This is a genomic window from Fulvivirga marina (assembly GCF_016775155.1).
Lineage (GTDB): Bacteria > Bacteroidota > Bacteroidia > Cytophagales > Cyclobacteriaceae > Fulvivirga > Fulvivirga marina.
In genome coordinates this window covers 78187-90483 of record NZ_JAEUGD010000064.1, presented here as the reverse complement: position 1 = coordinate 90483, position 12297 = coordinate 78187, and the positions used below count along the sequence as shown (strand labels likewise).

Genomic DNA, 12297 nt, shown 5'->3' with positions numbered 1-12297 from the left:
CTGATTACTTTATAAGTTCCATCCATTTGGACATGCCAGGTACAGAAGCATGCGCTACGGGACAATTTTCATGAGGTAAGCGCGCTTTATTAGCTGTTACGCAACCGCATTGCCCACATATCTTTCTATCCTTTTTTTCTTTGCTCGTTAACGAAGTCAGTTTATACAGTACATTTTCCGGAGGGTCCTGCCAATGCTCACACTGCTCACAAGCTGATAGACGTTGGTTATAAACCTCCTCACTTACGGTCTTAAATTTGGCTTTTGACCATTTGAGTATAGATTTTGAGGCCTTAGCCATCAATTCGAGACTAGTCTTCTTTTTTACTTTTGCATCGGCTTCCTTTTTACCGGATGAAGCAGGCGGATGACTTAACAGATAATTGATGAAAGCAGGTGTATCTTTTGAGGCCAACAGGTTATGCATATACCCCGGGTTATCTATTGCTGCTCGAAAAACCTCTTCGGTGAGAGGCTTTTTTATGCCAAGAATACCTGCCAACGCCTCAGGAGTCTGCTCAATAGGAGCAGACTCTTGTATGGTTATTTGATCAATCATATTCATATGCAATTTTTATAAGCATTCACAATTACAGCATTCTCCATCTACGCTGCATACTAAAACGTAATGACCTGCAGGCCAATTATTGTCTTTACAAATTTGGTTTAATTCCTTTCGTACACTCTCGCATTTTTGAGGTTCGCAAGTTGGTGCCATGGTGTAATCATGTTTGAACGGATTAACATAGATTTCTCCATTCACCATAACGGGTATTAGATCGCCGTCTTCGATTCCTTCCAGGTTAGAAGCATTGTGATTAGCTTGTTTTGCAATGCTTTCAATAATATTAGGCTCCAGACCTGATTCTTTTAATAAAGTGTAGTTTTTCATAGTATAAGTGGTTTTGCTGAATTAATGACATTTACAAAAGCAGCATGTTCCCGTCTCCATGGAACAGATAAGTATAGGAGCACCAATAGGCCAGTCATTTCGGCGACATACTTCATGTATAATTCTCGTATCATCATAACATCTCGTATCAGTGCACTCTTTATATTCATCGCCTGACGAATTGCCAGAGTACTCGACGCCATATACATCCTTACCTACTACCACCGGAATGAAATCTCCAATATCAATTCCTTCTATTTGGGTGGCCATATGGTTAACTTGTTGTGTGATCTTTTCAATGACATCCACGGAGCATTCAGCGGCCGAAATTGGTAATACTTCTTTCATAACTAAGAATTTATAGGGGGCTGGAAGCCCCCTGTTTATTGAATTATTTTGCTGTAAATTCAGCAGAACTTTTGTTTGGATTAGTTGGTTCTCCATTTGCTGAAAGCACATTAGAAACCGTTACCCGATAGTCAGATCCACTTTCAAAATTTGCCTTCAATACAACATCAACTCCCTTACGACCTGTTACCGTAGCGCTTTCTATTCTCACCCTCGGGTCGCAGACATAGTGCTCTACATTTTCAGCGGTGGCTTTGTTAACTTTCTGGTTAAAGGTAATAGTCACCTCTCCCTCATTATCAGCAACTGCACCTTCTACGGCCAGATATTCCTGGCTCGGTCCGCCTGCGCAGGCAGGTAGTTCCGGCTTTGTAGCTCCAGCATCAAGGGTCACAATTCTGCAATCCAATGTTGGCGATATACATACATCCGTATCTCCATTCGATATGTACTGGAAGGACTCTCTAACCTGCTCTATACCAGGGAATACCATAGACGCATATAAGTCATCGTACCACACTTTTCTCATCACGATGCGAACACCATAGTAATCGGCCTGCCCCATGCATGAATAGCCATCCTGACGTTCAGGTTCGCCACCATAAATTCTTCCTAGCTGATGAGCCAGTACAATTGACAAGCCTTGTAGCTTCAATGCTTCTATTCTTGCCAGTCCTCCGGTAACGATTATTACCTTCTGATCACCAAGGGTCGTAGAGTATGCATTGGCTTTTTCATTACTCCAGTCAAGGATGAAATGTACTTCAGGGTAAAATGCATGGTAAATAGTGAAGAGATATTCAACCTCAGCAATGATAGCACTATCGTAATAGGATGCTTTAGGAGCAAACTGACTCATTTGCTTAGCCTGATCCTCTGTAAGAAATGAAGGATCATTAGTAGGAATTGGGTCAAGTGCAATGCTGAATAACGTATGATTCCAATAATCGAAAGACTCCAACACTTTCTTGTCCAGTAAGTCCTTTAAAGCCATGGTTTTCTTTACAGTGTGTGTAGTAAGGGCATGTTCCTTGTCATATTCCCTTGTACCTACTTTAAATGCACCGATTTTACCATCATCCATAAATTGACCAAGCTCATCCTGAAAAAGCTGAACCACGTAATCGCCAACCACAATACCCTGAACGTTGAGCAGGTGACCATCTAAAGTGGTAGGTTTTTCGGTGCCTGTTGAGATATGATGAACACCTGTACTCACACTCACTCTGCGTATTTCTGTTACTTCAGCTGTATCTGATATCCCGGAAGCCTTTACCAGTTTATCTTTCCCAGGGACCAACTCATCTGCACGTTTCATTTTTCCATTGGGCATGAGGAAAAGGTTATCTTCCGTAACAACCAATTCCTTATTTTCACCACCATCATCATAGGTTACAGCTACCATGAAGGGAGAATTGGAGCTTCCGGCAGTACCGCCACTAAACTCCACTACCAGCTCTTTCCATGATGCTACATCAGGACCGGTAGCCAGTACGGGTTCACCTACAGCAAATAGTTCAACAGCTTTGTCCTTATCTGATGCATATGCTATGTGCGTACCAAATTCCAGGCATGAACAATGGCAATTACAGCACACTCCATCTGTACATACTAAAACTTTATGCCCTTCGGGCCATCCTTCATCTTTACAAATTTGATTTACATTCCCCTGCTGCTTACTGCAGTGGAAATCCGAGCAATCTTCTGCCATAGTTTTTACGTTTTTATAGGTTAATTAAATAGTTTAGTTGTTATCCCACTGCATTGCTCCCTTGTATGAGATCATAACTCCTATGTCGAGCAATTTAGCAGGATCAATGAAGCCATCAGTACCTTGCAGACTGGCCGGAATGCTGGCTTTATCTATGACGATCTTCCAGGTCCCGTAATAATCAGTTATGCTTTCAGGGACACTTTCCGAGTCAGTATTTGTATTGGAAAAAGTGAATTCAATACCATCAGCGGATAAGATATCCAATGTTGCTGTGAGAGTACCGGTGAGTGTTTCTCCATCGATAAGAGATAGCGTCATGCTAACTTCTTCGATGATCATGTTGGAGAGCTTTCCTCTAAACATGGCCGGAGTAATCTTAAATAACATCTCCTGTGTGTTGGCTGAGGCATTCGGATGCATGAAAGTGTACCATGAATCAGAGTATTGATGCGCCATGCTTAGCAATCTGGCACCTGAAAACTCGGCAAGAGCTGGCAGCGTGGTTACATTCTTTCTAAAGGCACTATCCCCTGCTACTGCATCATAGTTGAGTTCAATAATAATATCGGATATACTATTAAAATCTATGGGGTTAGTCGCCAGGGGCATTTCAAACTTCCATGTTGACACCGCACCTGTACCTTCAAAAGGCAGGTATCGCTCATCGCCAAAATTGAGTTGGAATAATCCGGAATCATTAACACCGGTAGAGAGTGCTATTTCCTGGCTTGCCCTCCAGTTAGAACGAAGTACGCTGTTATCCGGTGTAGAGGCATTTTCCCCGCCTAGAAGGAAGTTAACTCCATTAATATCCGGAGTAAGCAATACCTTGTTGGTCAATTGAGTAAGTACCGCCCTGATATTCTGATATGGACCTACTACCGCCGGAATCGAAATGGATATTGATTTGATCTGTCTGCGATATTGACCGGGATAATCAAAATCAAACAGTTTCTCCGTAAAGCTAAAAAAGCATACTCCCTTGGTTTTAAGGTCAATAAGAGCCTGAGGGTCTGTAAGCAGCAGAGAAATGCTTTTCTTGATTTCCATTTTTCTTTTGCCTTCAACCATATAGGCATTTTCTAACTGGTTCAGCCCAAGTGACAGTGATTCTCCAGCCAAAAGTCCTTTTTTGAGACTATCCCAATAACCGTACTCTATAAAGGTCTGGTTAGAGTTTCGTTCATACTGATAGCTCTTTTCGGCCGCAAGGGCAAGGTCAAAGGCGAGCTTATAGGTCTGGAAGTAAGTAGTTGACAATCTATTTACCATCCATTGATACAACTCTTTATTCGTGAACTTCTTTCTGTAGAAGTTTTCCAGCTCATTGTTTTGTTCAATGTTTTTTTGCTGTATAGCGATCTCCTGTTCTGCTATACTCAATGCCAGTTCGGCTGCCTCTATCTGTTCGTTGATCTGGCTTATATCATAATCTGCCAGTGTTTGTTGAAATTCCCATTCGGAGGCCCTGCGCTGATACCCTGCCATGGTGAGACTCATGGAGCCTATAAAATTGGAATAACTTGCCAGCATATCGAAGTAACCCCCTACGGCATTGAGGCTTTGCCCTACCTGTATACCACCGTAAGTCATGGCAAAAGGTGATCCTGCATTGGGTATAAGGTGGGCAATGGAGGAACTCATTTTCATCACACTACCGGCCAGATTCAGGTAATTAGCTACGGTGGTGGCAATGATATTTAGTATTTCGGTCGGAATAAGCCCCTCTTCTATCAGACCTGTATAGTGAGCTAAGCGAGCCTGGGCACTTTTCAGACCTTCCTGCAAAGCAGATAAATTAGCAGAGGCCTGCTCCCATTGTTGCTCCCTTACATTGAGCACCATGTTGTTTACATTTTGCTCTTGTGTTATCCTCAGTAGGGATAGATCTTCAGTATCTTTTTTCTCCAATGACGACAACAGTGAACCTCCCAGTTGCACCAGTGTAGAGGTAACATTTTTTGCCATGCCAAGCACAGTCGAGAATCTGTACGCAGGCACTTCGGGAACAAGCGCAGATACCACACTGGTGATATCACGACCTGACATAGAGGCCTTGATCAGCTGCATAGGATCTATCGGAGGCTGGAACAATGCCAATTGCCTTCTTTGCCCCTCAATATTCATGCAGTGTCTTATTTTAAAAAGCCTGTCCTCAACTTTGTCCCAGTACGCTTTGAACTTTTCATTTTCACCTACACAGAAATATGAATCTATATCGTTATAGGGTTTGGTATCCAGTAGTACACCATCAGTCTGAGAGGTATCAATAGAGTTCTCAAGCTGTATCAAAAACTCCGGTATATCGTCACCATACTTATCAAGAATATCCTGAAAGGTAGCTGTTTCTCTTTCTGCACAAGCACCGGTCTCAATCGGCTTATCACCCAGGAGGTCTTTAGCCATCACGTAGAGCATAGTGGCTTCTACTATAGATTCCCATGTATCCTGTGTGTACAGATAATCTCCCCAGTTGAGCAAATTATCTATATAGCGCATTACAATAGCTTTCTGAAATGCTGAAATGCGCAAGTGAGCAATCGCATCCGGGTCAAAGGGGTCGTTGTTATAAATTGCTATCTGCTCACTGTTGGTCAGTATTTCTTCAAGGCTTTGTGGCTCTACGCCCCAAAACGGCAGGAAACCCCAGTAGTGATCATTTGGGTTGTTACTGACTATAGTTGCCCGGTCGGTAGGGTTAAATATATACTGGTACCACTTTGTGGCTTGTTCAAACTGTTGATTTTCGCTCAGCGAATTAGCCACAAGGAAAGGTATATAGAAAAATACTTCCCAGAAATACAACCCATTGGCACCATTAAAGTCCAGTGTATCAGACATTGGGGGAATCACCGAACCCGGTCTGGTGCCGCCAGGGTAAAACCTGTTAAATGGCAATTCACTTAAAGTTTGTGAGTCAATGGTTAGTAGCTGATCAATGCCCTGAGTGAAAAGTATCTGACTTAGCTGGGGCACCACGTTGGTAGATAGCCTGTCAAATTTAAACTTCAGATCCGCGAAGTTCTCAGGAGTATCGGTATATGCGGTACAAAGCAAGTCTGTCTCATTGGTCTGATCAGAAAGCCCTTTATTGACCACAAGTATGTCATTGATCTGCTTCAGGCCACTTTCCTGTGACATCACCAGGAAGCTTTCGTCTCCATTGTCAAATACAAACCATCCTGGCTGATTCACCACCATGGAAATGGATGAATTACCTTCTGACAGGTTAGCGAGCAAACTTAATGTTGATCCCTGTGGAGCTGGCAACCCGTCTCCCACTCGGGTTATCATGTCTCCCATAAAATTATCGTATAGGAGGTTATTTGATTGTACCACATTCAAGGTGTAATTATTGACATCAATCATACCACGATATGGTTGTGGGTTACCTGGCGAGCTATTGTAGTTCATGAGCACCAGGTTAGTAATGTCATTTCTCATGTTTGTGGTTAGCATCTGGCCGATGGTCAGGGAAGTGTACCCGATCATGCCCTCATTAGTAGCTTTCACGGCCCGGTTAATTGAGTTATACCACATAGCATTGAGCTCATTCTGATCCTGATTACTTCCATATGGTGGCTCTGGCGGAGCCTGAGTTTCTGACGGAGGAAGGTTAGGCAGGTCGCCATACATCACAATGATATTCTCCAGATCATTTCCTTTTGTAGGTATATCCAATGCATAGGGACGGCGCCAGAATACATTTTTAGGATTAAAATTGATATTCATGCTATCAATGTAACCGGCAATGCTATTGATGTAAGCATCATTAGGGGTGTAGAATACAACTATATCCTCTCCCAAAGTTTGAGGTTGCACCCATTGCCCGTTAAAATTATAATATGAGTATTTGACCCGACCCTTGATAGTGGAGTTGTCCTTAGAGCTATTGTTCTCAATCGTAGACCCTTCGATTCTGTCTACATCAACCCAATAAATGAAAAGCTTGCCATAGGCATATACCGGTGTAATGAATTCTCCTCCTATACTTATTTCCATTTTTTCCCATGGGGTCCAGAACTTATAGTCCCCTTTGGTTACACCCTTGCGGTAATAATAAGTATAAGGTGAGTCAGCCGTTCTGCCAAAGGTAAACAGCGTTTTACTCTCCCCCCATGTAGGATCATCTACCTGGCGATAATAGGTACCAGCGATACGCAGATTGCCAACAACATTAAATTTGTCAAAATAATTGAAGTAGGCTTCAGTTACACGGTCTTCAGTGGCCTCTCCCTGTAGTAGGAAGTCATATAGCTCATTAAATTCTGTAGATTTCCTCTTTCTAAGAACAGGGTCAATGTAATTCTCAGGATATAAAAATACTTTTCTGTTAGCCTCCCAAACCCTGTAATTGGACATCCATGCCCAAAGCTTATCCGAAAGTTCAAACTTGTTAACCCCAACTTCGAGGTTCATTCTTGCCCTTTGTATGTATAATTGAACAGCACTAATGCCTTCCTTGATATAGGATATCTTGGCACAACCGCTCATACTTACATCGATCAGTAAAAACTGGTATAGATCATCTCGCGAAGTAAGGAGTATGCCGTCCTCGGTGAGATACCATATCATATAGTCTGCCAATACATCGCGCTCACTCTCCAGAATAGGTGACATGAGTTTATCATAAACTTCAGTCCATTTTTCATCGTCGTATTTGGCATTAATAACATCTATTAGTGATTGGGCATAGCTCTTGTAGAGCTCCCAATTGACATTATCAGAGGCAGGAAGGTCATTTATCTTGATCAGGCTCATGATGTAGTACACATCTACCCCTAGCGTATCGGCTATATTGAATGCTTGCTGGAGCCAGGCTATTGCCATTACAGATGAGGCTTCATTGCTATCAGGTAAATAAGCTCCAATCAAAGTACAGATCTGCAATTGATCCCAACCAGTGATCTGAGAAAGTACCTTACTCTTTTCTCCGGTCTTACAATCACTGTCTTCGGGCATAGCGAAATAGGTAATAAGACCATTGTTCACATCATTAAAGTCCTGCTGCAGGGCCTTAAATTTTGAAATGGTCATGATCTCACTGATAGAAAATTTAAATCCATTTTCCAGGTCAGCAATACCATAGCTTTCGGGATATTCAGCAATACTTTGTATCTCCTCAGCCGTTAACTGCAACTTCTCTACAACAAAAAGTAATTGTGAGATATTGCCCAAAAGATCATATATACTTTGCGGAAGAGGTGAATCCCTATCAACCGGATTGAGTAAAAGTGCTATGTAATTATCAATACCTGCAATACCTGCCGACAGGGCCAGCAACTCCGATATAATAGATGTTGAAGAGTTGTAAAAACCTGAAAGCTGCTCAACAGTCCCATTATATTGTAATGTTCTCAAATTGACAGTTGTTGCAAGCACATAGCTTGCCTGTCCGGTTACCTGTATAAGTACCTCCCGGGTGTCGGCAATCATGGCTTCCTGATTAGGTTCTCCGTCATACAGAAAGGAGAGATCAGTGGTTTCCGTAACTCTGACCTTTAACACACCATTGCTGGTTATTATATTATTGGTAACCAGATCATTAAAAGCAGATTGTGACTGGCTCTGGGTAATAAGTTTTCCTATAAATGATGTCGGCTGTGTAGCTATCAGGTAGCTCAGCTGCTTGATAATAGTCAGTATATTTCTTACCTGATCTGTTTTATCCTCACGCTGTGCATCTCCCTGAAATAAAAATGAAAGGTCTGTATCCACGGTGAAGCTTGGAATAAGATATCCTCCAACTACCACTCCATTACTCTCTAGATCAGCCAGGGCTTGGGTTGATTCTGTAAAATCAATAATGTCTGTCACGAATGATCCATTCTGTAGTTTTATCAGATCAGAGGTGTCAGTGAAATTCAACGCTTTATTTAAGAGTGCACCCCTCGTATTGGCGTATTCCGTGGCGATTAACTGTCGACCAATTACTGACGAATCCTGTATTGAAATTCCCTGAAAGACAAAAGATTGATCATTGATCAGCCAGGCGACAGATTGTGACCATAGATCCTGCAGCATAAGCCTGATCTCCTTATCCTGATGGACGGTATTTACAAATCTGTTGACTTTGCCGGTTCCAATGTACTGAAGTTCATATACATTAAAATTCGACTTTTTCATCCACCGGGTCACGGCACCCACGCCCATAAAATCAGAGATGGAGTCTATTTGTTTTGCCCCTATCAAGCCCAAAAGCACGAGATAATCCTTAACGGGTAATGCAAGCGTATACGCCTGCGTAGCATACCTGTAAAATAGGGTAAGCGTGGGCACGTCAAGGGGGATTTGATTATTCGTGATAGACAATACGTCCATCACTTGTTGTGCAATCAAGGTAAGTTCATCATCACTCACGCCGAGCGCGGCTACGAGTCGCTTTCTTATGGAAGAATCATGAGAGAGGTTTTGATCACTGTCAGTATATGGGTTCCAGTATAAAACCTCATCCTGATACAACGGATTCTCCGCATAGGTCGGATGATAAGGCGGCTGGTTTAATTTATTATCAGGGTTATAAAATGGTGTTGGGTAGTTGAAGGTCCTGTCGAACAGGTCTTTAGGTGTTTTGGTGTGGCCAACGCCTATGGTATTCATATCAGACCAAAAGGCACTTAGTTCCTGAACATTCAGATTATACTGTGCCATCAATACATCCATTTTGGCCATCCCCTCTATCAGCTTCTGGTTAATTTCATCTGCACCAATGGCTTTCATGAAAACATTGATATCCATATAAGCCCATGAAGTAGCATCAGCCAAACGGATAAAACGATTAAGCCTGTCAAGTGTATTCAGGTCAAGATTTACAATCTGAGAGTAAGGGTTATCAGGATCAGATTGATTAACCTCAATTTGCAGATAAGTATTCTCCGGAAGTACCTGATTAACATAAAGGCTGTGAGGTATGGCATTACTTTCTATTTCCTCCTGATTTAGATGCTCATATATAAGCACCTGTACTCTATCAATATGGAGACCCGTCTGATAGGCAAACAGCACCGTATGGTCCAGTCCTCCCAGACTGGTTTCGGTAATTTCTAAACCATAGCTATCCGTAAGTCCGGCAGGAGTAGCATCGGGCGTGGTTATCAGATCATACCCTTCTATGCTCAAGGTTAGCTTTTCTCTGGCCACTTCCATCTCAGGTACCTGATAGATTTCATAAATATCAGATAAGCTCATTCCAAAATGCTCGACACTTGCTCGTATTTTCTCCAATGGCTGATTATATGGAGCGTTGAAGGGATAGTTAGTCGTTGCCATGTACTGTAGCGTATCAACCTGCTTATCTACAGCTATTTTGACGATCATCACACCATTAACGATCTGAAGATATTGCACCAAATCATTGGTATGGCTACAATCCAGAGGTATTTGAAATAAATCAGGTCTCCTGGCCCTTAGCGTTCTGTCCGCCGGAATCGTTTGCTCATTAGGGACAGTAATATATTCATTGGTCACACGCATGAGGTCAACGAAGTAGGCTGCAGGACTTAGTATAGAGTTACAATGTCTACATTCACAATAATCCAATGTGCCAAACAGGTCGGTATATCCAGGGATTGAAGAATACTTCTCCGTGGTCTCAGCTCGTGTATTAGCAAACAGCGTACTGTTGTAAAAGGGTGAAGCTACCTGATCTTTGATATTACCATAAAGTAGCGCAGCTCTCTGCTTGACATCTGTGGCTCTTTTGTGTATATTCCTAACTAATTCATCATCAGTGTTAATATATTCTTTAACTAGCCTGACAAAGTTATCCTCTGAATAATGTGCTATTTTATGAGCTGAGGTCCATCCCTTTTCAATTAACTTTTCTATTATATCTTCATCAGGGGAAAGTCTCAGCAACCTTTGACGAACCTTCAACTGGTTGATGAATGCCTCAGTGTCTTTTATATCTTTAAGGTTGAGTTGACTAACCTGATCCTTAGCATGAAAATCAAAAGACAGAATGTCAAATGATCCGTTTGACTTATAGAAAGACTTAAATTGTGTACCTCTAAGCCGGAATACCTCTTTTTTCTTACTCATAAAGAATATGTTTCATAGTATGATGTCATCATTTACATCTGATTTCCAGTTGCATTCATAGTAAATTAGGTCAGCGCGGACTACCTATTGAAATTAATTGAGTGGGTAGGGAGTTTCCTTGAGTGAATGCTTAGATATCAAGAGTAAATGGATATCAGAGCTTAGCTGACATTCGAACCTGCATGCTGGTATAATGGAGATCTTATGAGTATGGTTAAGATGATGGCCAATAGATACTTTAAGACCAAACAAACTGTACCTTAGTGGTAAATATTCGTATATTGATTTGTATCCCTCTTATTTGAAACGGGTTTAGGATTTACATGAAAGAAGGACTTGATGTATTAATTCGGAAAATACTCTATAACAGATCACTTTCCTTTAAGGATAATCGCATCTACAGGATATTTAATATCATGTTGATACTGGCGATTATTGTAGTTTCACTTATGGGCATATTCCTGATCAGCCTTGGTGAGGCGTTACCATTTTGGCTCTGTATAGTTGAAGTTATGGTGTTTGCTGTTATGCTTCATTATCACATCGAAGGGTACTTCATGACCATACGGTACATATTCTTTCTGTTTGCTATATCCGTGCAGGTCTATGGCAGTTTATATCATGGAGTAAATGGTGGATTTGACTTTTACTTTCTGACCACGGCATTATCCCCTATCTTGTTCTTTGATAAAAAAAGATATTATTTATCCTTGTTCATTATCAGTATACTAACATATATCACCGTTAAAATCTTATATAACTATACCGTGCCGGTCCTACCTTTTGAAACCAGGCAGGTACTCCCTTATTATTTAAACATTATCATTAGTAGTATACTTATATACATTGGTTACGCCATGTTTAAATCGGAACATCTCAAATATGAACAGATGCTAAGAGAGCAGCGGGCCACTCTATCCGCGGTAAAAGGCCAACTTGAGGTACTCCTTCAGGCAAGGACCAGAAAGATCGAGGAGCATAACCAGAATATGATCAAGTACGCTTTCCTCAACTCACACAAAGTAAGAAGTCCTCTGGCACGTATATTAGGGCTCGTGAATTTAACCAAATACGAAGATCTGGACGGGGAGGACACCCGTCACTTTTATTTAAATGAGCTTAAAGTCAATGCGTGGGAATTGGATAAGGTACTTAAGGAAATAAGCCAGATACTTAATAATCACATTGATGAAGCTGAGCCAAACTAAACGCACTCACTTGTGTTTATAACTTGCGGACAGAGTAGTTGATCCTGTCTAAAAAGTATTTTGGCTTAAAAGTGAAAGACCCGCTGGCTTAAGTA

The 12297-nt window shown here is 41.6% G+C and carries 6 protein-coding genes; 1 reads left to right on the top strand and 5 read right to left on the bottom strand.

Annotated elements, in window-relative coordinates; genetic code table 11:
* Positions 1-4 precede the first annotated feature (4 nt).
* The 5 genes from JMN32_RS19295 to JMN32_RS19275 are packed head-to-tail and all read right to left on the bottom strand — an operon-like array spanning position 5 to position 10994.
* Positions 5-559, bottom strand: coding sequence for a hypothetical protein (locus JMN32_RS19295; protein WP_202858010.1), 555 nt, complete (start codon positions 557-559; stop codon positions 5-7).
* A 15-nt stretch (positions 560-574) separates the two neighbouring features.
* The gene (locus tag JMN32_RS19290; RefSeq protein WP_202858009.1) at positions 575-892 is read right to left on the bottom strand and encodes a hypothetical protein; all 318 of its coding nucleotides are present in this window, start codon (positions 890-892) and stop codon (positions 575-577) included.
* Positions 893-913: 21 nt separating this feature from the next.
* Positions 914-1240 (bottom strand): hypothetical protein, encoded by a 327-nt coding sequence (locus JMN32_RS19285; protein WP_202858008.1) that lies wholly within the window; start codon positions 1238-1240, stop codon positions 914-916.
* A 43-nt stretch (positions 1241-1283) separates the two neighbouring features.
* On the bottom strand, positions 1284-2951 hold the full coding sequence (locus JMN32_RS19280; RefSeq protein ID WP_202858007.1) for a hypothetical protein: 1668 nt from the start codon (positions 2949-2951) through the stop codon (positions 1284-1286).
* Positions 2952-2984: 33 nt separating this feature from the next.
* Positions 2985-10994 (bottom strand): Tc toxin subunit A-related protein, encoded by an 8010-nt coding sequence (locus JMN32_RS19275; protein WP_202858006.1) that lies wholly within the window; start codon positions 10992-10994, stop codon positions 2985-2987.
* A 323-nt stretch (positions 10995-11317) separates the two neighbouring features.
* On the opposite strand from JMN32_RS19275, the gene JMN32_RS19270 reads away from it, so the two are divergent.
* The gene (locus tag JMN32_RS19270) at positions 11318-12202 is read left to right on the top strand and encodes a hypothetical protein (RefSeq protein ID WP_202858005.1); all 885 of its coding nucleotides are present in this window, start codon (positions 11318-11320) and stop codon (positions 12200-12202) included.
* The last annotated feature ends 95 nt before the right edge of the window (positions 12203-12297 follow it).